This window comes from Streptomyces sp. NPDC041129, from assembly GCF_055592265.1.
This window is the reverse complement of the sequence record NZ_JBVIYV010000001.1, coordinates 1093870-1114826: the sequence shown is the minus strand read 5'-3', so window position 1 is coordinate 1114826 and position 20957 is coordinate 1093870. Positions and strand designations below refer to the sequence as shown.

The following is a 20957-nucleotide window of genomic DNA, read 5'->3' as shown; positions in this document are numbered from 1 at the left end:
TTCCACTTCGGCCGGCCCACCTCAGCCCAGGAGCCGCATGCCCATCGACGCAGCCAAGGCCCTCGCCGCCGAGCCCCGTTCATGCGAGATCGCCTGGACCGCCAAGGACGTCCAGCTCTACCACCTGGGCATCGGCGCCGGCATCCCCGCCACCGACCCCGGCGAGCTGCGCTACACCCTGGAGTCCCGGCTGCACGTCCTGCCGAGCTTCGCCACCGTCGCGGGCGGCGGTGCGCCGGGAGTGATCAGCGGCCTGTCCACGCCGGGCATCGAGGTCGACCTGGTCCGCGTCCTGCACGGCGGCCAGTCGCTCACGGTCCACCGTCCCGTCCCGGAGCGCGGCACCGCCACCGCCACCTCCCGTGTCGCCGGCCTGTACGACAAGGGCGACGCGGCCGTCCTCGTGCTGCGCACCGACGTCGCCGACGCCGACGGCCCGCTGTGGACCGGCGACGCCCGGATCTTCCTGCGCGGTGAGGGCGGCTGGGGCGGAGAGCGCGGCCCCTCGACCCGCCCCGGCCCGCCCGAGGGCGAGCCCGACCGGACCGTCGACCGTCCGGTCCGCGAGGACCAGGCCCTCCTCTACCGCCTCTCCGGCGACTGGAACCCGATGCACGCCGACCCCGGGTTCGCCCGGGCCGCCGGGTTCGAACGGCCCATCCTGCACGGCCTGTGCACCTACGGCATGACCCTCAAGGCGGTCGTCGACACGCTGCTCGGCGGCGAGGTGAGCCGGGTGCGGTCGTACGCCACCCGGTTCGCGGGAGTGGTCTTCCCGGGGGAGACCCTGCGGATCCGCATGTGGCGGGGGGAGGGCACGGTGCGGGTGGCCGTGAGCGCCGTCGACCGGGACGAGGCGCCCGTCCTCGCCGACACCGTCGTCGAACACTCCTGAGAAACACGGAAGGGGCTCCCCGTCGTACGACGGGGAGCCCCTCCTCATCCACTGCCGTCAGGCAGCCGCCTCGGCGGTCTCCCCGGCCGGCTTGCGGTGACGCCCACGCGGAGCCGTGTCACCGTCCTGGGCCGCGACCGGGCCCCGGTGGCGGCCATGGCCGTCCGCGTCCTGAGAGCCGGCAGACAGCGGCTGAGTCGTGCTGGTGTCGCTCATCGGAAGAATTCACCCCGTCAACATGATCCTTTTACAGCCGGGCGAGTGTAACCAACCCACCCACGGCCGGATCCAGGCGGGCGCGCCGACCGGCACTACTTCGTTACAAGACGTCCAAGCGGTGCCTCCCGCAACGGCACCGGACGGACCGTCACCGGTTCCGAGGGATCCGGTACCGGCGTCTGCCGGGGCATCTCGAGCGCCTCGCCGGCCGTGCCGTCCCGGACCGGATCCCCCGGCCCCGCCGCCCCCGGTCCCCCCGTCTCCCCCCAGGGCGCCGTCAGCTCCGCCACGCCGCACGGGACCTCCCCCGTGGCGTACGGCAGCCGCAGCACCCCGTCCCGCGTCCACAGTCCGCACCCGGTCAACCACCCCTGCGGAGCCGGGAGATGACGCATCCTCCGCTCGGCCGGCCGCCAGGTGCCCACCCAACTGCCGAACGGCCCCCCGAGGCGCAGCGCCACCGCGCAGTTCTCCGGCATCAGCATCTGCCCCGGCTGGATCGCGAACGGCGTCACCGAGCAGTCCGGCACGCGCAGGCACTCCGGGAAGCGCACCGGCAGCGTGCTGCCCAGGACCCCCCAGCCCAATCGTTCCTGCCCGGGGGAGGGCGCGTCCGATGAGATCAGCAGCAGCCCGCTGTCCGGATCGGCCAGCAGCAGCCGGTCGTCGCTGCCGTCCGCGATCTGCAGCAGGGGCGAGACCTCGCCGCCGCGCTCCAGGTCGACCACCACCGTCTTGGTGCGACCGTCCAGCTCCCGGTCCAGCGCGAGCAGCCGCCCGGTGCCGTCGAGCCAGACCCCGCCCGAGCAGCGCCCCGGAACCTCGGCCAGCCGCTCGGGCCCGAACGCGGCGCCCGCCACCAGCCACACCACCGTGGCCCGGGGGCCGACGGCCAGGGCGTACGCCCGCGCGCCGCCCGGAGCCGGGGGCAGCAGCGTGAGCCGGGCGCCGGGCTCCGGGCACTCCACCGCGCCCAGCGGCAGCTCGCCGGTGCCCGGCCCGGTCGGGTACAGCAGGCAGAAGGTGTGCCGGTACTCCTCGACCAGCCGGTGGATCAGCACCCTTCCGTCGCCCATCGGCTGCACCTGGGTACCGGGTTCCTCCGGCTGATGGCCGGGCAGCGGCACCGCGTACGGCTCCGGGCCGTCCAGCGTCCAGCGCTCCGGGAACCAGGAGTCACCGTCCGGCGCGAGACGGGCGGCGTACGCGCCGTCCGCCGTGATGGCGCACCCCAGCCCCGGCACACCGTCGCCCTCGCAGGACCGGTCGGTCGATGGGGGTTCGATCGCACAGGCCGTCATCGTTCGGTCACCTCCGGCGACGAAGCTAGTTTCGTACGCACGGGCGGGGGACCGGTGGGCGGCGGCTTCACACATACGGGTGGCGCAGAAGCGATTCAGCTGAGGGCACGGCGGCCCCTGTGCTGAGCGGTCCCGACGAGGCGGACGCGGTACTTCCGCACAGAACAGCCAGGTAGCCTTTTCCCCGTGCCCCGTCTGTCAGAAGTCATCGCCGCGCTGGAGAACCTGTGGCCCGCCGAGCGGGCCGAGTCCTGGGACGCGGTCGGCACGGTGGCGGGCGACCCCGACCAGGAGGTCACCCGGGTCCTCTTCGCCGTCGACCCCGTGCGGGAGATCGTCGACGAGGCGGTGAAGCTCGGCGCCGACCTGCTGGTCACCCACCACCCGCTCTACCTGCGCGGGACGACCACGGTCGCGGCGTCCACCTTCAAGGGCCGCGTCGTGCACACGCTGATCAAGAACGACATCGCGCTGCACGTGGCCCACACCAACGCCGACACCGCCGACCCCGGCGTCTCCGACGCCCTGGCCGGTGCGCTCGACCTGCGGGTCGTACGCCCCCTCGTGCCGGACCCCACCGACCCGGCGGGCCGCCGGGGCCTGGGCCGGATCTGCGAACTCGACCGTCCGCTCACCGTGCGCGAGCTGGCCGCCCGGGTCGCCGACCGGCTGCCGGCCACCGCGCAGGGCATCCGGGTGGCCGGCGACCCCGAGGCCGTCGTCCGCACCGTCGCCGTCAGCGGCGGTTCCGGCGACAGCCTCTTCGACCAGGTCCGCGCGGCCGGCGTGGACGCGTTCCTCACCGCCGACCTGCGCCACCACCCGGCCTCCGAGGCCGTCGCCCAGAGTCCTCTCGCGCTGCTCGACGCGGCGCACTGGGCCACCGAGTGGCCCTGGTGCGAGCTGGCCGCAGCCCAGCTCGACGAGATCTCCGACCGTCACGGCTGGGACCTCAGGGTCCACGTCTCCAGGACGGTCACCGACCCCTGGACCGCCCACGCGGCGTCCACCGTCACCACTAGCTCAATGGGAGCCCCCAACTGAACGCCGCGCCCGCCGACCAGATCCGACTCCTCGACGTCCAGGCCCTCGACGTCCGCCTGCAGCAGCTCGCGCACAAGCGGAAGTCGCTGCCCGAGCACGCCGAGATCGAGTCGCTGAACAAGGACCTCACGCAGCTCCGCGACCTGCTGGTGGCCGCGCAGACCGAGGAGAGCGACACCGCCCGCGAGCAGACCAAGGCCGAGCAGGACGTGGACCAGGTGCGCCAGCGCGCCGCCCGCGACCAGCAGCGCCTGGACTCCGGCGCGGTCACCTCGCCCAAGGACCTGTCCAACCTCCAGCACGAGATCGCCTCCCTCGCCAAGCGGCAGGGCGACCTGGAGGACGTCGTCCTGGAGGTCATGGAGCGCCGCGAGTCCGCGCAGGAGCGGGTCGCCGAGCTGACCGAGCGGGTCGGCTCCGTCCAGGCGAAGATCGACGACGCGAACGGCCGCCGGGACGCCGCGTTCGAGGAGATCGACGGCGAGGCCGCCTCCGTCACCAAGGAGCGCGAGGTCGTCGCCGGGTCCGTCCCCGCCGACCTGCTCAAGCTGTACGACAAGCTGCGCGAGCAGCAGGGCGGCATCGGCGCGGCCAAGCTGTACGCCCGGACCTGCCAGGGCTGCCGCCAGGAGCTGGCGATCACCGAACTGAACGAGATCCGCGTGGCGGCTCCGGACACGGTGGTCCGCTGCGAGAACTGCCGCCGGATCCTGGTGCGCACCGCCGAGTCGGGTCTGTAAGGAGCCGGCGCGGTGCGGGAGTTCATCGTCGAGGCGGACGGCGGGTCACGGGGCAACCCGGGGCCCGCGGGGTACGGCGCAGTGGTGAGCGACGCGGTGACGGGGGAGACCCTTGCCGAGGCGGCCGAGTACCTCGGTGTCGCCACGAACAACGTCGCCGAGTACCGGGGCCTCCTCGCCGGCCTCCGCACCGCGCACGCCCTGGACCCCACCGCCAGGGTGCACGTCCGGATGGACTCCAAGCTGGTCGTCGAGCAGATGTCGGGCCGCTGGAAGATCAAGCACCCCGACATGAAGCCCCTGGCCGCGGAGGCGAACCGCGTCTTCCCGCCCGGCCAGGTCACCTACGAGTGGATCCCCCGCGCCCGGAACACCCACGCCGACCGCCTCGCCAACGAGGCGATGGACGCGGGCGCCCGGGGCGAGCAGTGGTCCGCGGCCGGCGACGACGTCGAAGCCGAGGCGATGCGCGAGGCGACGGGTGCGGCGCAGACCGCGGCGGCCGCGGCCGGTGACGCCGCGGCCGCAGCGGCACCTCTCGGCGATGAGCGTCCGGCCGCCCCCAGCGAGCGGCATCCTTCCAGCACCGCCGGGCAGCGGTCTGCCGGCCCCGCCGAGCAGTCGCAGGCACCCGGCTGGAGTGCCGCCCCCGACCTCGGCGCCCCCGCCACCCTCGTCCTCCTCCGGCACGGCGAAACCCCGCTCACCCCCCAGAAGCGCTTCTCCGGCAGCGGCGGCACCGACCCCTCGCTCTCCGACGCGGGGCGGGAGCAGGCCCGGTGCGTCGCCGAAGCACTGGCGAGGCGCGGCACCATCCAGGCCGTCGTGGCCTCACCCCTCGCCCGCACCCAGGAGACCGCCGGCATCGTCGCCGCCCGGCTGGGCCTGGACGTGACGATCGACGAGGGGCTCAGGGAGACGCACTTCGGCGCCTGGGAGGGCCTCACCTTCGGCGAGGTCCGCGAGCGCCACCCGGACGACCTGAACGCCTGGCTCGCCGACCCGGAGGCCCACCCCACCGGCGGCGGCGAGAGCTTCGCGGAGACCGCCACCCGGATCGCGGCCACCCGGGACAAGCTGGTCGCGGCCCACACCGGCCGCACGGTCCTGCTGGTCACCCACGTCACGCCGATCAAGACCCTGATCCGGCTCGCCCTTGGCGCCCCGCCGAAGTCCCTGTTCCGCATGGAACTGTCCGCCGCCTCCCTGTCCGCGGTGGCGTACTACGCGGACGGCAACGCGAGCGTACGGCTCTTCAACGACACGTCCCACCTGCGTCCCTGAGCCCCGCCGCGCCCCGTGCCAGTTCCTCGATCCGCCCCCAGTCCCCGGCGGCCACCGCATCCGCCGGGACCATCCAACTCCCGCCCACACAGCCGACGTTGGGCAGGGACAGATACTCGGGCGCGGTCGCGGGACCGATCCCGCCCGTCGGGCAGAAGCGGGCCCGCGGCAGCGGCCCGGCCAGCGACCTGAGATAGGCCGTGCCGCCCGCGGCCTGCGCCGGGAAGAACTTCATCTCCCGCACCCCCCGTTCCAGCAGCGCCACGACCTCAGAGGTGGTGGACACCCCGGGCAGGAACGGCACCCCGGACCCGCGCATCGCCTCCAGCAGCGCGTCCGTCCACCCCGGACTCACCAGGAACCGCGCCCCGGCCGCCACGCAGTCAGCCACGTGCTCCGGGGTGAGGACCGTGCCCGCCCCGACCACCGCTTCCGGCACCGCTCCGGCGATCGCCCGGATCGCGTCCAGCGCGGCGGGCGTCCGCAGGGTCACCTCGATGGCGGGCAGCCCCCCGGCCACCAGCGCGCGCGCCAGCGGTACGGCGTCGGACACGTCCGACACCACCACGACCGGGACGACGGGCGCGAGATCCAGCACGGAGGCAGCCGAAGCGGAGGGCAGCGGTGAGGTCATGTCCTCATCGTGCCCAGGAGCGACATCCTCCGCAATGAGCGTTGCGCATGATGCAACGGCACCCTCAAGCGGCCGCACTCAAACGCTCAAGCGACCGCACTCAGTGGACCTCCTCCACCAGCACGTCCAGCGCCCACGGCTTCCCCGCCCCGCCCGGCGCCTCCACCTCCACCACGTACCCGAGGTCCCGCAGCGCCGCCACCAGCCCGGCGGGGTCCTTCGGCGCGGCCCCGGCCGACAGCAGGCTCCGTACGATCCGGCCCTTCGTGGCCTTGTTGAAGTGACTGACGACCTTCCGGGTCGGGGCGTGCAGCACCCGTACGGTCGCGGTCCGCCCGGCGACCTCACGCCTGGGCTTCCAGGCCGCCGCGTACGCGGCGGAGCGCAGATCCAGCACCAGCCCCCGGCCCGCCGCCTCGGGCAGCACCTCGGCCATCGGCGCCCGCCAGTGCCCCGCCAGCGCGCCGAGCCCCGGCAGCTTCACGCCCATCGAGCAGCGGTAGGAGGGGATACGGTCCGTCACGCGCACCGCGCCCCACAGCCCCGAGAAGACCAGCAGTGAGCGCGCCGCCCGCTTCTTCGCCGCCGCGTCCAGCGAGGCCAGGTCCAGGGCGTCGTACAGCACACCGGTGTAGATCTCCCCGGCGGGCCGGGCCGCGGCCGTGCGCAGCCCGGCGTTCTTCGCCACCTCTCCGCGCAGTCCCTCGCTGAGCCCGAGCACCTCCCGTGCCTTCTCCTCGTCGGCGGAGCACAGCTCGACGAGTTCCGCCAGCACCGCCTCCCGTGCCTCCGCCAGTCCCGGCAGGGACAGCGACTCCGGCTTCAGCGGGGCGCCACGGCCCGAGGACGCTTTTCCTTCCGAGGGCGGCAGCAGGACAAGCACGCGTACTCCTTCTCATCGGTTCAGCGCCAGCGTACGGGGTGCTGCGCACGCCCCGTCGCCCTACGCTCGACACATGCCCCGCCGCAAGATCCGGCTGACCGGCGTCCCCGAAGCCCCGCTGCGGGCCGCCCTCGCCGCGCTCCGCGCCGAACTCGGCGTACCGGAGGACTTCCCGCCCGAGGTGCGGGAGGAGGCCGAGCGCGCGGCGAAGAACCCCGTGCTGCCCGCGCACGACGCCACGGAGCTGCCCTTCTTCACCGTCGACCCGGCCTCCTCCACCGACCTCGACCAGGCGGTGCACCTGTCCCGGCAGGGCACCGGCTACCGGGTCAGGTACGCCATCGCCGACGTCGCCGCCTTCGTCGTACCCGGCGGAGGCCTCGACGCGGAGACGCACCGGCGGGTGAACACCCTCTACTTCCCGGACAAGAGGGTCCCCCTGCACCCCGCCGTGCTCAGCGAGGGCGCCGCGAGCCTGCTGCCCGACCGGACCCGGCCGGCCGTGCTGTGGACGGTCGACCTGGACGCGGAGGGCCGCACCCTCGCCGTCGACGTGCACCGGGCCCTGGTCCGCAGCCGCGCCAGGCTCGACTACGCGGACGTCCAGCGGCAGATCGACGGCGGTACGGCGGAGGAGCCGGTCGCGCTGCTCAAGGAGATCGGCCGGGCCAGGCAGCGGCTGGAGACCGAACGCGGCGGCATCTCCCTCGACGTCCCCGAGCAGGAGATCACCGAGCGGGACCACACCTACCTGCTGGCCTACCGCGCCCCGCTGCCCGCCGAGGGCTGGAACGCCCAGCTCTCCCTGCTGGCCGGGATGGCCGCCGCCGACCTGATGCTCGCCACCGGCACCGGCATCCTGCGCACCCTCCCCGCCGCACCCGATGGTGCCGTGGCCCGGCTGCGCCGTACCGCCACCGCCCTGCGCGTCGACTGGCCGCACCACGTCTCGTACGCGGCACTGCTGCGCACCCTCGACCCGCGCGAACCGCGCCACGCGGCCTTCCTCCAGGAGTGCACCACCCTGCTGCGCGGCGCCGGCTACACGGTGTTCCAGGACGGCGACCTGCCCCCGCTCACCACCCACGCCGCCGTGGCCGCCCCCTACGCCCACTGCACGGCCCCGTTGCGCCGCCTGGCCGACCGCTACGCCTCCGAGATCTGCCTCGCTGCCGTCGCCGGCGAGACCCCGCCCGCCTGGGTGCGCACCGCGCTCGACACCCTGCCCCCGCGGATGGCCGAGGGGACCCACCGCGCGGCCGCGGTCGAGCGCGAGTGCGTCGACCTCGTCGAGGCGGCCCTGCTCAAGGACCGCGTCGGGGACGTCTTCGAGGGCTTCGTGGTCGACCTCGCCGACCACCACCCGGACATCGGCACCGTGCAACTGGAGTCCCCGGCCGTCATCGGCCGCGTCGAGGGCGACCACCTGCCCCTCGGCGAGCGGCTCCGGGTCCGCCTCACCCAGGCGGACCCGGGAACGGCGAAGGTCCTCTTCACCCCCGCCTGAGGCCACCGCCCGGCTCAGCCGGACCGCCGGCCCGGCACGCCTGACGAGCTCCCCGCTCCTGTGCCACGATCGAGGGAACGGTTCCCGATCTCTCGGACAGGTGATCTTGGGATGTCCCACTCTGGCGACCGACCGAAGGAGGGGCGTGACATGACCGCCGTGGCACATGAACCCACCACGCCGGCCGAAGGCCTGCTGGACATCTTCCTGTCCCTCGACACCCCGGAAGGCTTCCGGGCCGAACTGATCGAGGGGGAGATCGTCGTGACACCGCCGCCGGACGGGGAGCACGAGGACTCCATCAGCCAGATCATGAAGCAGGTGATCCGACGGTCCAGGACCGACATGGACCTCTCGGGCAACAAAGGGCTGAGACTGAAGAGCGGGGGCGCCTGCCCCAAGGACCACGTGATCCCGGACGGCACCTTCGCGCCCGCGGCCCTGCGCCTGTACCGGGGAGCGGAACCGTGGATGCCCTGCGACGGCGTCGCCATGGTCCTCGAGGTGACGTCCACCAAGCCCCGGATCGACCGCGAGGCGAAGCGCCGCTGCTATGCGCGCGGCGGTATCCCCCTCCACCTGCTGGTCGACCGTGAGGCATCCTCGCTCACTCTCTTCGGCGAGCCGGAGAACGACGACTACCGGCAGCACTGCACGCTGCCGTTCGGCAAGTCCCTGACTCTCCCGGAGCCCTTCGCCTTCGACCTGGACACCACGGACTTCATCTGACCGGCGGAATCGGGCGCCCCATGCGCCCGGTAACATGGTCGGCACGGCAGACGAGCCGGGCGGGCGGCCGCGTGAAGTTCCCGCGAGGGGCTTCCCGAGGAACGTCCGGGCTCCACAGGGCAGGGTGGTGGCTAACGGCCACCCGGGGTGACCCGCGGGACAGTGCCACAGAAAGCAGACCGCCGGGGGCTCCGGCCCTCGGTAAGGGTGAAACGGTGGTGTAAGAGACCACCAGTGCCCAGGGTGACCTGGGCAGCTAGGTAAACCCCACCCGGAGCAAGGTCAAAAGGAGCGCCGTGAAAAGCGCTCTGCGCGGACGTTCGAGGGCTGCCCGCCCGAGTCCGCGGGTAGACCGCACGAGGCCGGTGGCAACACCGGCCCTAGATGGATGGCCGTCGCCCCGGGGCCCGCGAGGACCCCGGGGAACAGAACCCGGCGTACAGCCCGACTCGTCTGCCCCCAAGGGCTGTCGGCCGACCACGGCCTCAGCCGGGCGCCGACGACTTGCGCATGCGGAGGCAGAGCCACTTGGGTCGGTACCGAAGCCGTCTGGTCACCGCTTCGAGGCCTTGGGCATCGCGGTCGTCCACGCACAACCTGGGTTCCACCAACCCCGACAGAGTGAATCCGTGCTGGAGGAACGGGGCGAAGGTGGACTCCAGAGACCTGCGGAACACCCTCGCCTCGGCGCCGTAACGCCGTGTCGTGTAGCCGGCGGCAGTGAAGTAGGAACTCAGGTAGGGACCGGCGCTGTACAGCACGTCCGACGGATGGCACAGCGACGCCAGGAACTCACCGCCGGGTCGCAGCACACGTCCTATCTCGAGGACGATCTCCTCCCAGGACTCGAAGAAGTGGAGCGCCAGCGCCATGACGACGAGATCCTGTGACTCGTCTGCCGCGTCGAGACGTCCGGGGAGCACCGTCCTCGACCGTGCGATCCGCAACCCCAACCGTGAACTCGTGCGGGCGAGGTTCATGAGCATCTGCGGGCTGCCGTCGACAGCGGTCACCACCGCCCCCCGCTGTGCCATCCAGACCGCGTTCTCTCCCGAACCACAGCAGAGGTCCAGCGTCCTGCGTCCGGTCAGGTCGCCCATCAGTGACCGCAGAGCCGGCGTCTCGTACAGTTCGCGCTCGGCGCGTAGGTGCTCCTCCCGCGCATAGGAGTCGGCCACCCGGTCGAAGGCGCGCCACGCCGAGTTCTCGGCGCCGGCGGGCACCGCTGCCGGGGCCGGGTCAGACGCGATCGGGGAAGGACCAACCGGGTCGGGCCGATTCGTACCAGGCGTTCCAGAACGCGTCGTCGACAATGTCGCTCCCTCTCGCCCTGAAGTCATGGCCGGTCAGAAGTCCGCTCACCAGCGTCTCCACGGTGTGCACGGAGGCAAGCCGCTTCGCGGACGACTCGTACAGCAGGAGAAAGATGTGGGCCATGGTGCGCACATTGCTTTCCTCCCTGCGGCTGAGGGCCTGGACCCCGAGCGTGGCGAGCTCCTCCGCCAGGTCCGCGAATCGTTCGCCCAGGCGTCGCAGGCCATGGGCGAGCATGAGGGACGGGGCGGCGACGTCCTTGCCGCCCACCTGGATCGGCACGCCCCTCGACTCCTCCATCTGCCCTTGGACGTAACCGATGAGCCGGGTCTCGACCCGACGGGACGACTCCAGCACTTCCGGCGCGAACGCCACCACATGAGCGGTGATGCTCGGAGCCGTGACCTCGCCCCCCGGCCCCTTCAGGTAACGCCATGTGCCGTCCGGCTGTTGCCGCCGGGCCAGCCAGTCGAGCGCTTCCTCCCGGGCGGCCTCCAGGTCGCCTCTGAGACGTTCACTCTCATGCGGAAGAAGGAAGGGCGCGACCGATTCCCACTGTCCCAGACTCTTGGAGAGCGCGTCGACCACGAACGAGGTGGCGAGACTGTTCGGCTCGCCCTCCACGCCCTCACCCCACCCGCCGTCCGCGTCGGCGCTGTCGGCGAGAAACCGGAGCGCACGGGCGACCACGGGTGACGGCCCCTCGACCTCCATGAGGAAGGACACGGCGGAACCCGTGTGACGAGGGTTCGCCATCTCCGACTCGACCGGCGGCACGAACGGCGTGGCGGACCTGAACCGGTGCACATGACCGAACGCACCGGCGCCGGGCAGATACGCGGACATCACGAAGGGCTTGCTCTGCAGTGCGTAGGGACGAGTCCGTTCCCCGGCCGTCCTCAGCAGCGCTGTCGCCGCCCAGCTCGTCACGCTGAGCGCCCGCTTCCCTTCGTGAGCACCGGGCATCCGCGCGTCCTGCGAGAAGGCGCCTTCCTTGGGTACGAAGGACTTCCCCCACGCTCCGTCATCGAACCGGTCCTGGGCGAGGAAGTCACTGGAGGCGATGACTCTCCTCTCCCGGTCACCGAGTTCGCCCGTCCGCAGCGGAGGCAGCATGGCCCGGAGAAGAACGCCGCCCGGTACGGCGAACGCCATGTCGCCGTCCCTGACCTTCGGCGCGTCCCAGATCCCCGCCACCATTCCGACGACGCACCATCTGCCGCCCACCTCGCCGAGGACAGGGGCACCGCTCATACCCCTGTCCAACGAAGTCGACCGCAACTGCAGCAGCTTCTGGTCCGTCGTTCCGGCGCGCATCACGAGGCCGAGAACGTCCCCCGAGGCGAAGAGCCCTTCGAAGTCACCGGCATGCCGATAGCCGAAGGCGTCGAAGGCACGCGCGCCCGGCGCCTCTATCACCTCGGCAACCTCCGCCGCCGAGGCGTCCGGCAGTCGGAGCACGGCCACGTCGTTCACGCGGTCAGCGCTCTCCAGGCTCGCGGTGTGGGACTCCCCGAGCCGGGGCCAGGACACTTCCACGCCATCCGCGGTCAGGTCCCGCACGAGGTGCCAGCTCGTCAGCACCCTGTTCGAGTCGATCAGGAAGCAGGACCCCGTCGACCCGGCGTGCGCGTTGACCACCTTCCCGACGATCCTCGGGAGGTACTCCTCAGGGCTTCCAGGAAAGTTCGACGCTGACATCCGCTTCCACTCCGGTTCCCGCTATCGAGACCCCAAACTCGGCGGAGAGGGTTAGTCCGACCGAGACCGTGACGGACTCGACTCCCGTCGGCAGTTCCGCCCGGCTCAACTCCTGTGCCAGCGTGGAGATGGTGCTGACGAGTTCCCGTGTGCTGTTCTGCCCCAGCTCCCTCAGCTTCCTCCTGGCTGCCCCCTCCCCGGCCTCCACATAGGAACCGGCACCGGTCTGCCGTTGTCCGTCAGCGACAACGATCTGCACTGTCTCCGTCGTGTCCATCACTGAAAGCCCGCTTCCCGTGTCGGTGGATCTGCGTCATCGCCCGTGCTCTACGGCCCATCGCCTCCGTGCTTGACGTGCCGCCCAGCAGGAAAGTCGTCACGCCGTGGGCGAGGAGCCGGCAGACGTCGTCGACATCGGTGGACGTGGGTGTCGTCCGGTGCTCCAGGGAGTCCAGCACCAGTGAACCGACATGCGGTGCGACCCCGGCGTTCACCGCGCACCGAAGGTAGTGGTCCACCGTCCGGGGAAGGCGGTGCGGTCCGACCGCCGACATGAGGTCGGAACGGCCGACCAGGATCTGGCCGGTCAGACCGAGGATTCCTTCGAGCCGGCCCACCGGCATCTCGCTCTCCAGCTTGGGTATCAGGAGGCGGCCACCCAGATGCCGCATGGCATGCCGCACCTGCTCGGGGTCGGACACCCACGAGAGCACCACCCCCAGTCCGTCCACGTCGCCCAAATCGCGCACCAACTCCACCTCTTCCTGGGCGAGATGGAAGAAGTCGTCCGCAGGCTGGCCGTGGTACGCCACCGACCGGCCGACCGTGAGATCGCCGCCACGCAGTACCTCGCAGCGGGCTACGTGAGCCGACACGTCGACCACCAGGAACCGGATCAGCCCGTCGGCGAAGAGCAGGACACATCCCTCGGTCAGACCGGTGACGAAGCCGGGGTGGGCGATCTCCACGTCCGCCGGCACCGATCCGTCGGAGACGGACACCGATGCTCCGGCGGGCAGTCGGGCCGGGGTGCCGGGCAGCCCGGTGACACGAGGGCGTCTCCCCGGAAGGTCGAGCCACAGCGGCCCCTGGAACTCGCCCTTCTCGCGAAGGTGTGCGAGCCCACGAACCACCTCGGCAGTACGTGCCGCGGTTCTTCCCTTCGCCACGACGCGGGCGCCGTTCACTCCGGCGTCGATCAGCTCTCGGAAGCCGGCCAGCCCGGGGGGATCCAAGCCGTTGACCGTCGTGAGCACGTTGAGCATCAGTCGCTCTCGGGTCAGGCGCCGTTGACGCGGAACCGGCGGGCGATGACGAGAAGGGTCATCGCGATGCTGTCCTCAGGGATTCCCTTCCCGAAGACGAGATCCTCGATCTCGCCCAGCGGCACGCTCATGAGATCGATGTCTTCACCGAACTGGAGACGTTGATCGGTCTGCGAGATATCCGTTGCTAGAAAATGCCACACCTGGTGACGGAATTTGAGCACCGGCGTGGTCACCCGAAGCAGTTCGAGGTTCCCGGCCCGCCACCCCGCCTCCTCCTCGAACTCCCGCCGAGCCGCGTCCTCGGGAGTCTCGCCCGGTTCCACACGGCCGGCCGGAACACGGATGACCCGGTCCGCGACGTCGGCACGGTACTCATTGGTCAGGAGAACCGCGCCATCGGTGACTCCGTACACCCTGACCACATCAGGAGCTCGTACCTGCTCGTGAATGTGTGTCGAGCCGTCGGGATAGGGCACGCGTACCCGGAGTACCTCGAAGTGTTTACCGGCCCAGGCGATCTCGGGTTCTGTCATCGCAACCTCCGCATGAATAAGCACTCGAGGGCTGAACTCGTTCTCGGTCCACGAGGCGAGTTGGGCGGTCGGGCTCCCAAGTCCTCGGCGATGGACGGAGCTTGGACACGGCAGCAGTGTGGCACGGCGCGACCTGATCAAGCAGCCACTTCGTCAACATCGCGGGCCGGCGGTGGTGACGCCGGGGCCCGTTCACCGGTTCCCCGCGGCCTGGCTTTCTGATAGCGTGTCAGGCAGCCAGGAATGAAAGGCCTCTTTCATATTCGGCACTGCCTGGCATACTGTCGGCCACCGGAGCCCTCATTGCGAATCTGCTTCCTGGGAATTCAGAACGTCGATCCTGATCGCAGCACTTCGCTTGGGGTGGTGATCGAGACTCCCGCGGAGGACAGGATTCTGCTCGATCCCGGGCCGTACGCCGTCCAAGGGCTCAAAAGAGTCGCTCTGACCCCCGACGACGTGCGTGTTCTCTTCGCCTCGCACGACCATGCAGACCACTGTGGCGGCATTCCCGCATTTCTGATGACATGGCTTCTGGACTCGGCGAAGATGCCTGAGTCCTTCACCTGGGCCGTGCCGCACACCGATCTGGCCATGCTGCACTATGCCAAATCCGCGTACCCTCTGCTGTTCAACGGTGCCCTGCCCCGGAGGGTCGACCTGACCGGCGAGACGGTCCGGCTGAACGAGACCACTCTCCAGTGGGTCCCACTGGACCACACGGTGGAGACCTGGGGATCCGTCGTCACCGCCGGCGCGACCTCGTTCGCCTACCTGCCGGATTCCACCGCGGCGGGATTGCGGGCGCAGTCCCATGCTCTCGCAGGCGTCGCCAATGTGGTGATGTCCGTCTGGGGGCCGGAAAGCAGTGGCGAAATGGCACAGCGATTCAAGTTCCCGACCGCGGAGCAGGCGGGACGCCTGCTTGACGAGTGGGGCAGTCGACAGGTTTTCGTGCAGCATTTGTCGAAGGCGTCGGAGGTCGATGCGGTGACTGCTGAGATCGGACGGTATTTCGGTGGGAAGGTAATCATTCCCAGGGTCGGTGAGTGGTATGATCTCGGCTGACTCGCTCGTCGACTGGGTGGAGAAGATCCGCTGGGACGACACCGACAGTGTGTCGAAGGACGTCACTGCCGGGCTGTGCGGTATGGCCGGTGCACCCGAGGGCCTGGAACTCCTCCTGGAGGCCGGCTCGTCTCGGGTGGAACGGTTCCCCAACTTCTTCAAGGTCGTCCTGCGGGAGTTCCCGAACGGCTCCTCCATGCGCCTGCACCTGTTCCCGAGCCCGGGTATCGGCAGTAGGCACAGTCATCGTTGGGCCTTCGGGTCCTGCGTGATCGCGGGAAGACTCCGGCACAGTCTTTTCGAGGAAGACACCGTCTATGCGGGGAGGCCGGCCGGCCGGGAGCCGCTGGTCATGTCCAGGGAGGAAATCCCGGGCGTCTCCTATGCGTTGTGGCCGAGCCATGTGCATTCCATCGAGGCTCTTGAGCCCTCTTTGACGATAGTGCTCCGCGGCCCCGAGGTACGCCAGGAGAGATTCGTCGACGTCCCCGGCCTGGAACGGGGGTGGGCCCGGCGCTACGCACGGGTCGACTCCGCGGTCGCCGGAGGCGAGGTCTCGGGTGAGGAGCGAAGCCGGGCGATCGGCCGGGCGGGGCAGCTCATCCGGTCTGCGGCGGGTTCGACTCCTTGCTGATCACGGACCGGGTGCGGTCCCTGGCTCGGGCCTCCTCTGGGGCCCATGACCGGGAAGGCGCTCTGTCCCCGTCGTACATGGCGGCCCTGGTGGGCCAGGGCGTGTTCAGTATCAGGCCCAAGGAGATCCAGGAGGGCCTTCCGGCGTACCTGCGCTCCCTCTCCAGTCTCGCCGAGGACTGCGCTTCCACGGCCTTCGTCGTGCACATGCACTACAGTGCGTGCCTCTTCGTCGACTGTCTGGCACCCGGCCTTCTCACCACCACGACCGGCCACGACGGCCCGGGAAAGGTTCCTGTTCTCAGCTCCATGAACAGCGAACCGGGCATGCACTACCGCCGGACGGCGGTGCGCCTCTCCCGCGTCACCGCCGACGGTCACCTCACTCGGGTACAGGCGACGAAGCACTTCTGCAGCGGTGTGTCACACGCGGACATGGCCTTCTCCATGGTGGGAGACCCGGAAGCCGGCCGAACCGTGGCCGTCCTGCTGCCACTCGATTCCGACGGGATCTCGGTCGGAGATTCCTACGACCTGCTGGGGCTCCGGGCCACGGACTCGCGAACGGTGAGCGTGGACGCCCGCATCCCCTCGGATCTGGTCCTCGGATCACCGGCCGAGATCCCCACGGAGCTGTGGTCCCTCGGCTACGCCGCCATCGCCCAGGGGATCGGGCGTGCGACCGTGGCCGCGCTCTCCGGTCACCGCGAATCCTTCGTCGCCGACGGCCGGTGGGGCGAGTGGGAAGAGCACCGGCTCGGAGCGCTCGTCCACGCGCAGAGCGTGAGCGAGGCGACGCTGAGCGCCGCAGCGCGGAGACGGCTATCGGAGGGCGACAGGCGACTCGCCATCACGGCGAAGACGGAGGCCGACGCCTTCGCCCAACACGCCACCCGGCAGGCGCTCGCGATCGTGGGAGGCGAATCGGCGCTCTGGAGCTCCGCGTGGAGCCGGCGCTTCCGGGACGCGGTCACCCTGGGACTTCTTCCTCCGTCGCGAGCACGTGTCCAGGCGCTGCTGGCCGCCGATGGAGCGGTCGACACCGTGAGCACCGCACTGGCCCGGCGTGGCGAAACCACCTGACCCATGTCCATCCTGCCGGGCCTCGGTACTCGACAGGTGAGCGCCCTAGGAAACGTCCACCGCTCTCAGCAGCAGATCGAGGAACTCGTCCCTGCTCCGATTCCACGGTTCCGCGGGTTCGATGCGCGACGGAAGTGACTCCAGGCAGCCGGACAGCGCCTTATCCGCCAGACCCAGAGTCCACATGGACGCGAACATGAACCTGCGCGCGAAACCGGCACACCGCTCGCCGCGGTCCAGGGAGTTGACCGCTTCCGTCTCCCCGCCGATGATCCCTGCGGCCGAGGAGACGATGCCGGCGATTTCAGGGATCGCGAGCGGGTCACCGTCCGTGCGGGGTCCGGTCGGCAGATACACGCTTGCCGACTCGGTGACACGCTCGAGATCGCGTGTGAGGTGCCCGAAGAAGTCGAGCAGCCGGGACTCGACCGCTCCCTTCCCGAGCCGGAAGACGATACGTACGCCGACCGCTCCGGACACTCCGGGCAGCCGGCCGCCGGTCGTCGGGTACTCGGCCGCCAGGTTGAAGTCCTGTATGAGTACGTGACCGTCGCTCGCCAGCGGGTAGGGGCCGTGCAGGCAGTTCCAGAGCCGGTGGAACGACCAGCCGTAACACTCCGCGAGAGCGGCAAGAACGGCGCTGAGCCGAAGGGCCCAGCGCATATCGCGGCCCGACAGGGTGCCGTGGAACGTTCGTCGCGCCCATGCGGGGCTCACGTCCGCGTGTATGACTTCACCCGCGTCGGCGAGTCCGTCCGCTCGCCCCTCTCCGAACGCCGCCATGAAAGCCGCCGGAATCCTGCCGGCCCATGTCTTCGTCCCGTGACCCAACGCGAGCCCGGCCGAGTAGAAGAGATTGAGGAAAACGGTCGGATATCCTCGGCCATCGAATGCGACTCCTCGTCCGTGGTGCCCGCTCAGCACCTCCAAGGCCAAGCGGACGCCAGGCGAGGAATCCCAGGACGATATGGGCCAGTGTCCGTCCTTGAGCTTCCCCGGACCGTTGTCCCGAAGCAGTTTCAGGAACTTCTCGGACAGCTCAGTGGATTCCATCTGACCAATCCCTCGGCGTGACGCAGTTCGACCCATGCGGGCAGTCGGGCAACCCAGCGTTCGGGTTCGACGCAGCAACTGGGGACGGACAGTTGCAGAGCGATCATGGCGGCGTGGCTCGTCGGCGACCTGGAGAGGATGACCACCCCTGACGCATTCGCGATGCTGAGCGCCTGAGCCGGGTCCCATGACTCCACGATCAGGATGGACGTCCGCGAGCTGGGGGGCAGTACGGGCGCGCCGCGTCCGACGGCCACCGCCCGCCCCGCTGTCGAGGCCGGGACCAGGAACGTACCGGCGACCTGTCCGGAGGGAAGTGGCAAGGGATCGGCGTCGGTCACTCAGGGATCACCGCCGACGATTCTGGAGGAGGCAGCCGGATCACCCCTGCCCCGATGTTGCCTCCGAAGCCCAGCGAGATCTGGAGCCAGGTACTGGTGTTCTCCTCGTTTCCGGCCGACCGCTCGACGGGGAAGGCGGACGACGGTATCCGCCGCAGACCCGCTCTGGCGAGTGCGGTCAGTTCCAGGAGGGAACCGGCGGCCCGGCAATGTCCGAGCAGTGGTTTGAGGGCCAGCACCCGCCCGATTTCCGGCATATGGCGGAGGACCGATTCCTCCGCTCTTCTGCATTGCGGTGTTCCGCTGCCGTGGGCGAGGTAGCCGCGGACAAGCGATGAATCCACGCCGGCCGTCTTCAGCGTGTCGTCGACCGTGTCGATCAGCACGCCGTCGTCCGGATCGATGGAGGTGGCATGATGGTGATCATTGGCGATGCCGGTGGCGAGAACGCACACCTGGCCCGGGTGGGATCGTCCGGTGACGACCAGGGCGACGGCGGCCTCTCCCAGATGGAAGCCGCGGGACGACGCTGCGAAGGGCCGTAGGGCGGCCCCGTCGGAGGAGTCGAGGCGCAGTGTACCCAGGGCGGCGAGGGGCAGCACCGTTTCCCGGCTCGTCCCGATGTCGACCCCGACCACGATCACATCGGTGGCGCTCCGCATATGGACGAGTGCGCGTGCGCTGTGCAGGGCCGTCAGTCCCGCCGCGCATGCCGCGCTCACCGTCATCGTCGGCCCCGAAAAGCCATGTGCCCGCATGACTTCGAGAATCGGGGTGGAGGGCAGCGCACGTACGTAGCGCCGCCGGTCCGACTCCGTACTCGTGGACGAGTACTGGGCTTCCACGCATTCGACGTCGCCGCGGGCGGTTGCCAGCACCATGCCGACCTTGGATCCGGGACGCCAACCGTGCGACCGAGCCTCGGCGACGGCCTCGTCGACGACCGCATGGACGGCGGCCGTGTACCGGCAGTACGGTGCGTCACTGCCTCCGCGTGGCCGCACGGGCACCCGTGCCATGTCCATGCGACCACTGTGACCTGGTATCGCCTCGGGGTGATTCGCGATGGCGGAGTGCCCGGTGGCAAGGCCCCGCACCAGGGAGTCCACGCCCCACCCGTACCCTGAGACGGCGCCGAAGCCGACAACGTTGACTTTCATGTCCCCGCATTCACGTGGTGTGGGCGGTGCAGACAGTCGGACATGAACATAACGCCGGTGGACCAGCTTTGGAAGAGTGCGCAGGCGGTCACGCCGGCGGCTCGAGCGGCCGCTCCCGTACCCGGACCAGGTGGCGTTCGAAGACCTCCCGTGCCTCCGGGGTCAGGGTGCGCAGGGCGACCAGGGCGGTGATGACCACGTCGCAGAGCTCCGCCTGGACGTCGTCCCACGTGTGGGTGACGCCCTTGCGGGGGTTCTGGCCGGTCGCGCCGATGACGGCCTCGGCCACCTCGCCGATCTCCTCGGAGAGTTTGAGGACGCGCAGCAGTACGCCCTCCTGGCCCGGGTGCCTGCGGGTGGCCTCCAGGCGGGCCCAGAGTTCGTCCACGGCCGGCCAGAGGCCGGGGGTGGGGCCGGCGGTGCCGGCGGTACCGGTGGTGTCCTGTCGGGTCATGCCGCGCAGACTGCCATGCCGCCGCCCGGCGTTGTCCCGCTACAGGGTCCCTACTCCTCGAACAGGGTTCCTACTCCTCGAACAGGGCCTCCTGCTCGCCCTCCTTCTGCTGCCGCAGCCGCCGGTTCCGGGCACCCACCACCACGGCCGTCGCCGCCGCCGTCACGCCCAGGGCCACCGGCACCATCCAGCCGCGGTCGAAGACGTGCCCGAAGGCGTGGTCGAGGGAGAGGCGGCCGGGGCCGGTGACGGCGAGGCCGGCCGCGGCCAGGCCCAGCGACGCCGCGTGCTCGTAGCCGCCCTCCTGGGCGAAGAAGCCGTTGGGCATGTGGACCGCCGCCGCCCCGGCCATCGCGCCCGCCGCCGCCGCGCCCGCCGCCGGGGTCGCCAGGCCCAGCGCCAGCAGGGCGCCGCCGCCCGCCTCGGCCACGCCCGCCGCCGTCGCGCTCGCCTTGCCCGGTGCGTAGCCGACGGACTCCATGAACTGGCCGGTGCCCTCCAGGCCGTGCCCGCCGAACCAGCCGAACAGCTTCTGCGCGCCGTGGGCGGCCAGCACCCCGCCGGTCCCCAGCCGGAGCAGCAGCAGGCCCACGTCGCGTCGGTCGTAACAGGTCACGGTGACTCTCCATCAGCAGGCGACAGGTCCCCTCCGCGTTCCCACGGTCGCACCCCTCACCCCACCGGGCCCGTCCTGGATGGCGTTCGGGTGGCGGCGGCGGGGGACCGGTGTGAGCCTGACGCCATGACCATTCAGCCAGCCAAGCTGCGCGATCCGGCCGTCCGGGCGTTCGTCCACGCCGTCAACGCCCACGACCGCGAGAGCTTCCTGTCCCTCCTCGCGCCCGACGCGACGATGGCCGACGACGGCTCGGACCGCGACCTCGCCGACTGGATCGACCGGGAGATCTTCTCCTCCCACGGCCACATGGAGGTCGACAACGAGTCCAACGGCGGCCACACCCTCCTCGCCCGCTACCGCAACGACACCTGGGGCGAGATGCGCACCCGGTGGACCTTCACCGTCGGCGACGACGGGCGGATCTCGCGGTTCGAGACCGGGCAGGCGTGAACACCGAAGGGCCGCTCGTCATCATGGAGCCGGCCGAGGCCGAC

Annotated in this window: 23 protein-coding genes and 1 other RNA gene; 11 read left to right on the top strand and 13 right to left on the bottom strand. The window is 70.7% G+C overall.

Annotated elements, in window-relative coordinates; genetic code table 11:
- Nucleotides 1-37: 37 nt before the first annotated feature.
- Nucleotides 38-895, top strand: coding sequence for a MaoC/PaaZ C-terminal domain-containing protein (locus tag ACZ6B1_RS04795; protein ID WP_468774958.1), 858 nt, complete (start codon nucleotides 38-40; stop codon nucleotides 893-895).
- Between the two features lie 311 nt (nucleotides 896-1206).
- On the opposite strand, the gene ACZ6B1_RS04790 is transcribed toward ACZ6B1_RS04795, so the two are convergent.
- Complete coding sequence (locus tag ACZ6B1_RS04790) at nucleotides 1207-2415, bottom strand: hypothetical protein (RefSeq protein WP_468774956.1); 1209 nt, start codon at nucleotides 2413-2415, stop codon at nucleotides 1207-1209.
- Nucleotides 2416-2601: 186 nt separating this feature from the next.
- Here ACZ6B1_RS04790 and ACZ6B1_RS04785 point away from each other — a divergent pair, with 186 nt between their 5' ends.
- The 3 genes from ACZ6B1_RS04785 to ACZ6B1_RS04775 are packed head-to-tail and all read left to right on the top strand — an operon-like array spanning nucleotide 2602 to nucleotide 5483.
- On the top strand, nucleotides 2602-3459 hold the full coding sequence (locus ACZ6B1_RS04785) for a Nif3-like dinuclear metal center hexameric protein (RefSeq protein ID WP_468774955.1): 858 nt from the start codon (nucleotides 2602-2604) through the stop codon (nucleotides 3457-3459).
- Entirely contained in the window at nucleotides 3456-4199 is a 744-nt protein-coding gene (locus tag ACZ6B1_RS04780; protein ID WP_468776030.1) for a zinc ribbon domain-containing protein, read from the top strand. The genes ACZ6B1_RS04785 and ACZ6B1_RS04780 overlap by 4 nt, the downstream gene beginning before the upstream one ends.
- Nucleotides 4200-4211: 12 nt before the next feature.
- A complete protein-coding gene (locus ACZ6B1_RS04775) occupies nucleotides 4212-5483 on the top strand; it encodes a bifunctional RNase H/acid phosphatase (RefSeq protein WP_468774953.1) in 1272 nt (423 codons plus the stop codon).
- Here ACZ6B1_RS04775 and eda read toward each other — a convergent pair.
- The gene (gene eda, locus ACZ6B1_RS04770) at nucleotides 5455-6117 is read right to left on the bottom strand and encodes a bifunctional 4-hydroxy-2-oxoglutarate aldolase/2-dehydro-3-deoxy-phosphogluconate aldolase (RefSeq protein WP_468774951.1); all 663 of its coding nucleotides are present in this window, start codon (nucleotides 6115-6117) and stop codon (nucleotides 5455-5457) included. The genes ACZ6B1_RS04775 and eda overlap by 29 nt on opposite strands.
- A gap of 100 nt (nucleotides 6118-6217) precedes the next feature.
- Nucleotides 6218-7000, bottom strand: coding sequence for a peroxide stress protein YaaA (gene yaaA / locus ACZ6B1_RS04765; protein ID WP_468774949.1), 783 nt, complete (start codon nucleotides 6998-7000; stop codon nucleotides 6218-6220).
- A 73-nt stretch (nucleotides 7001-7073) separates the two neighbouring features.
- Between yaaA and ACZ6B1_RS04760 the strand changes: the two genes are divergently transcribed.
- From ACZ6B1_RS04760 to rnpB, 3 genes are all read left to right on the top strand, one after another.
- The gene (locus ACZ6B1_RS04760; RefSeq protein WP_468774947.1) at nucleotides 7074-8507 is read left to right on the top strand and encodes an RNB domain-containing ribonuclease; all 1434 of its coding nucleotides are present in this window, start codon (nucleotides 7074-7076) and stop codon (nucleotides 8505-8507) included.
- 150 nt (nucleotides 8508-8657) lie between these two features.
- Nucleotides 8658-9236, top strand: coding sequence for a Uma2 family endonuclease (locus ACZ6B1_RS04755; protein WP_468774945.1), 579 nt, complete (start codon nucleotides 8658-8660; stop codon nucleotides 9234-9236).
- Nucleotides 9237-9287: 51 nt separating this feature from the next.
- Nucleotides 9288-9692, top strand: an RNA gene (rnpB, locus tag ACZ6B1_RS04750) — RNase P RNA component class A.
- Nucleotides 9693-9721: 29 nt separating this feature from the next.
- On the opposite strand, the gene ACZ6B1_RS04745 is transcribed toward rnpB, so the two are convergent.
- From ACZ6B1_RS04745 to ACZ6B1_RS04725, 5 genes are read right to left on the bottom strand one after another with little or no spacing between them, the layout of a single operon-like run.
- A complete protein-coding gene (locus ACZ6B1_RS04745; protein WP_468774943.1) occupies nucleotides 9722-10459 on the bottom strand; it encodes a class I SAM-dependent methyltransferase in 738 nt (245 codons plus the stop codon).
- Between the two features lie 16 nt (nucleotides 10460-10475).
- Nucleotides 10476-12191, bottom strand: coding sequence for a trypsin-like peptidase domain-containing protein (locus ACZ6B1_RS04740; protein ID WP_468774941.1), 1716 nt, complete (start codon nucleotides 12189-12191; stop codon nucleotides 10476-10478).
- A gap of 28 nt (nucleotides 12192-12219) precedes the next feature.
- Nucleotides 12220-12528: a CU044_2847 family protein gene (locus ACZ6B1_RS04735; protein ID WP_468774939.1), complete on the bottom strand. Its 309-nt coding sequence runs from the start codon at nucleotides 12526-12528 to the stop codon at nucleotides 12220-12222.
- Complete coding sequence (locus tag ACZ6B1_RS04730) at nucleotides 12491-13516, bottom strand: pyruvate kinase (RefSeq protein WP_468774938.1); 1026 nt, start codon at nucleotides 13514-13516, stop codon at nucleotides 12491-12493. Before ACZ6B1_RS04730 ends, ACZ6B1_RS04735 begins: the two co-directional genes overlap by 38 nt.
- Nucleotides 13517-13530: 14 nt before the next feature.
- A complete protein-coding gene (locus ACZ6B1_RS04725) occupies nucleotides 13531-14052 on the bottom strand; it encodes an NUDIX hydrolase (protein WP_468774936.1) in 522 nt (173 codons plus the stop codon).
- A gap of 243 nt (nucleotides 14053-14295) precedes the next feature.
- Between ACZ6B1_RS04725 and ACZ6B1_RS04720 the strand changes: the two genes are divergently transcribed.
- The 3 genes from ACZ6B1_RS04720 to ACZ6B1_RS04710 all read left to right on the top strand — a co-directional run bounded on the left by ACZ6B1_RS04720 (nucleotide 14296) and on the right by ACZ6B1_RS04710 (nucleotide 16836).
- Nucleotides 14296-15120: an MBL fold metallo-hydrolase gene (locus tag ACZ6B1_RS04720; protein WP_468774934.1), complete on the top strand. Its 825-nt coding sequence runs from the start codon at nucleotides 14296-14298 to the stop codon at nucleotides 15118-15120.
- A 16-nt stretch (nucleotides 15121-15136) separates the two neighbouring features.
- Complete coding sequence (locus ACZ6B1_RS04715) at nucleotides 15137-15754, top strand: hypothetical protein (RefSeq protein ID WP_468774932.1); 618 nt, start codon at nucleotides 15137-15139, stop codon at nucleotides 15752-15754.
- Nucleotides 15755-15855: 101 nt separating this feature from the next.
- Nucleotides 15856-16836, top strand: a complete 981-nt coding sequence (locus tag ACZ6B1_RS04710) for a hypothetical protein (RefSeq protein ID WP_468774930.1) — start codon at nucleotides 15856-15858, stop codon at nucleotides 16834-16836.
- Nucleotides 16837-16881: 45 nt separating this feature from the next.
- Here ACZ6B1_RS04710 and ACZ6B1_RS04705 read toward each other — a convergent pair whose 3' ends face one another.
- The 5 genes from ACZ6B1_RS04705 to ACZ6B1_RS04685 form a co-directional block, all read right to left on the bottom strand.
- Nucleotides 16882-17889: a hypothetical protein gene (locus ACZ6B1_RS04705; RefSeq protein WP_468774929.1), complete on the bottom strand. Its 1008-nt coding sequence runs from the start codon at nucleotides 17887-17889 to the stop codon at nucleotides 16882-16884.
- Entirely contained in the window at nucleotides 17856-18086 is a 231-nt protein-coding gene (locus tag ACZ6B1_RS04700; protein WP_468776028.1) for a PEP-utilizing enzyme, read from the bottom strand. The genes ACZ6B1_RS04705 and ACZ6B1_RS04700 overlap by 34 nt, the downstream gene beginning before the upstream one ends.
- 140 nt (nucleotides 18087-18226) lie before the next feature.
- A complete protein-coding gene (locus tag ACZ6B1_RS04695; protein WP_468774928.1) occupies nucleotides 18227-19255 on the bottom strand; it encodes a beta-ketoacyl synthase N-terminal-like domain-containing protein in 1029 nt (342 codons plus the stop codon).
- A gap of 223 nt (nucleotides 19256-19478) precedes the next feature.
- Complete coding sequence (locus tag ACZ6B1_RS04690) at nucleotides 19479-19844, bottom strand: MazG-like family protein (RefSeq protein WP_468774926.1); 366 nt, start codon at nucleotides 19842-19844, stop codon at nucleotides 19479-19481.
- A gap of 70 nt (nucleotides 19845-19914) precedes the next feature.
- Nucleotides 19915-20460, bottom strand: a complete 546-nt coding sequence (locus tag ACZ6B1_RS04685; RefSeq protein ID WP_468774925.1) for a DoxX family membrane protein — start codon at nucleotides 20458-20460, stop codon at nucleotides 19915-19917.
- 126 nt (nucleotides 20461-20586) lie between these two features.
- Between ACZ6B1_RS04685 and ACZ6B1_RS04680 the strand changes: the two genes are divergently transcribed.
- Nucleotides 20587-20913 carry a nuclear transport factor 2 family protein gene (locus tag ACZ6B1_RS04680; RefSeq protein WP_351659993.1) on the top strand — a complete coding sequence of 109 codons (327 nt, stop codon included), beginning with the start codon at nucleotides 20587-20589 and terminating at the stop codon, nucleotides 20911-20913.
- Nucleotides 20914-20957: the final 44 nt, after the last annotated feature.